This is a genomic window from Micromonospora sp. NPDC003776 (assembly GCF_053605645.1).
Genome location: NZ_JBSGJR010000747.1, coordinates 1 through 2,803 on the forward strand (window position 1 = coordinate 1; position 2,803 = coordinate 2,803).

The 2,803-nt window shown below is 72.3% G+C and carries 1 protein-coding gene; it reads right to left on the reverse strand.

Annotated features, from left to right (window positions below; genetic code table 11):
- Nucleotides 1-228 precede the first annotated feature (228 nt).
- The gene (locus ACWEVO_RS34325; RefSeq protein ID WP_452311573.1) at nucleotides 229-2,412 is read right to left on the reverse strand and encodes a N,N-dimethylformamidase beta subunit family domain-containing protein; all 2,184 of its coding nucleotides are present in this window, start codon (nucleotides 2,410-2,412) and stop codon (nucleotides 229-231) included.
- Nucleotides 2,413-2,803: the final 391 nt, after the last annotated feature.

Consider the following 2,803-nt stretch of genomic DNA (forward strand, 5'->3'; position numbering starts at 1 on the left):
AGCCCCACGCGCAGGCCCAGCGCGTGCGCGGCGAGCGCCACGCCCGCGCCGGTGTTGCCGATCCGCAGCTCGATCGGCGGTACGGCGAGCGAGTCGGCGGCCGGCAGGGGCAGGGCGGGCACCTGGGCGCGGATGTCCACACCGAGGCCGCCGATCACGAGGAGATCGAGCACGACACCGACGCTAGTCGGTCATCAGCGTGGCCGGCCGCGCCGGGGTCGGGGCGTCCTACTCCAGGATGCTCGGCTCCGGCTGATCCGGCACCGGGCCGGTGCGTTGCATCCGGGTCCGGGTACGGCTCACCGGCCCGGCCGCCAGGGCCCGGTCGAAGACGTTGCGGAAGATCGTCGACAGGTCGGGATCGCTGTCCAGCGCGCCCGCGAAGCTGATCGACGACGCGCTGAAGACGAAGCCGCCGTTCGGCTTCTCGACGAGGACCATGGCCGCTCCGCCGCCCACGTTCTGCCCCCGCGCGATGACCTCCTCCGGGGCCGCCTCGGCGGGCAACCCGAGCAGGGCGTCGGTCTCCCAGCCGCTCGCGGCGCCGTTGTATCCCCGGGTGCCGAACTGGCTGCCCACCGTCAGTCGGGTGCCGGCCAGCAGCGGGTGGTCGCGGACCACCGCGTACGGCGCGAACGTGAACCAGCTGGCGCTGGTGTAGTTGACGCCGAGCAGCTGCGAGGCGGGCAGGCCGAGGGAGTTGAAGGTGTCCCGCTTCCCCTCCGGCGTGCGGAAGCTGATCGCGCTGCCGTCGTCGCTGAACGACACCCGCTCGTAGATGCCGTTGCCGCCCGCGTAGATCACCCGGCCGCCGCCCGCCTGGTAGTCGGCCAGGTGCTGCCGCATCGCCTCGGACCAGTACTCCGGGTGGCTGCCGAGCACCAGCGCCCGGTAGCTGCTCAACCAGGCGCCCGAGGCGTGCAGGTCGGCGTCGTCGTAGCAGTCGAAGTCGAGCCCCTGCCGAGCCATCCAGCGCAGCAGCAGCACGTCCGACCACATGGTGTGCTCGAGGTTGCCGGTCGCCTCGACGTTCCACTCGGTGGACGGGCGGCGCAGCGTGAGCAGCCGCGTGCCGCTCAGGTCGCCGCAGTACTGGTAGTGGCCGCCCCAGGTGTTGTAGGCGTGGTAGGTGTTCGAGGGCAGCAGGAACGCGATGTCGTTGACCGGCCGCTTGGGCCGGACGACGAAGGGCACGTGCCGCCGGAGCTGGTGGGGGCCTTCCAGCCGGACCGCGTACAGGCCGGAGGGCCAGGTCGCGGGAATCGTCACCTGGTAGCTGTCCGACCAGCCGCAGCCGTTGTGCACGTAGCCGGCGGGCAGCGGTTGCAGCTTGCCGGTGGCGCTGGTCGCCGCCGTCACCACCACCGGGCCGGCGGTGCTGGGCGCCACCCGCACCACCGACGCGGTGAACGACGGGAAGGTGGTGGAGACCGCCACCCGTACCGTCTCCCCGGCGGCGACGCTCGGGGTCTGCGCGTACCCCTGGAGCGCGGCGCGGCTCTGCACGGTGAAGCCGGTGCTGATCGTCGTCCCGGTGCCGCCGTTGACCCAGGTGGCCTTCTGGTCGGTGCCCGCCGTGGCCCAGTTGGTCAGCTGGTAGGAGACCAGGCGGCCGACCGCCCGCTTGGTCGAGGCGCTCGGCGCCACCCCGTACAGCGCGCCCTGCCCGGCGAAGACCAGGCCGTTGAGGGCGAGTTCGGTGAAGCCGCGGCCCAGCCGGAAGCCGGAGCCCGGCGCCCAGAGGCCGCCGCCCAGGGACCGGTACCAGAAGACCTCCCCGAACCGCCAGGCGTAGATGACGCCGGAGGAGTCCGCCTGGAGCTGGTAGCTCTTGAAGTTGCCGCCGATCCGGGTGCCACCGGTCCATCGCCCGGTGGACGGGATGTACCGGTATCCGTGGAGAGCACCCTCGGCGTCCACGCCGTACACCACGCCGTCGAAGCCGAACACCCGCGGGAACCGGTTCAAGCCCTGGGCAATCTGCCGGCCGCCGGTCCAGTAGCCCGCGCCGGTGGTGTAGTCGGTGCAGACGTAGCGGTGGTAGTGGATGGTCCCGTCGGCGCGCACCCCGTACAGCGAGCCGTCGGTGCTGCCGAGCACGGTGAGGAACTGGTTCCAGCCCGACCCGATCCGCCGGCCGGAGCCGGAGGCCCAGCCGCTCCCGGCGGTCTGCCAGCCCGCGTGTCGGTACCACAGCAGCGACCCGTCGGCCTGGATCGCGTAGATCACCCCGTTGCCGCCCCCGACCAGCTGGATGAACCGCTGCTCCGGGTCGTAGCTCGGGGTCGCCGCCTCGGCCGGTTCCCCGTCGACGGCGAGTACCGCCGGTACGGCGGTCGCCGTGACCGCCAGGACGCTGCCGCTGCGCAGTACGCCGCGCCGGGTGATCTGTCGCGGAGTGCGCGATGCCATCTGGAAGTGCCTTTCCCCCGAATTCGTGAGGGAACCTAACGCGTACGGGCGTCGCTGTGGCACTCCGCAGGGCGCGTCCAGCCGAGGATCATTCGAAGATCCGGCAACTCCGACCGTTCGGTGGAGAATCCGGCACGGCGTGGCCGAACCGGTTCGGTGGCTGCCCCGCCCGCTATCCTCGACTGTCGTCACGAGGAGGGCACAGGTGCTGGTCATCCACGGTGCGTGGCTGGTCGGCGCCGGTCTCGCCGTCTGGGCGGAGGACAGCGCCCGCCCGGCCACCCCGCCGCGCCGCCCCGATCGCCACAGTTTCGGCTGACCGAGCCCGGCCATGGCCTGGATCGGCCAGCCGCGGGAGGGGGCGCGGATGTTCGAGTCGTTGGGGCTGACC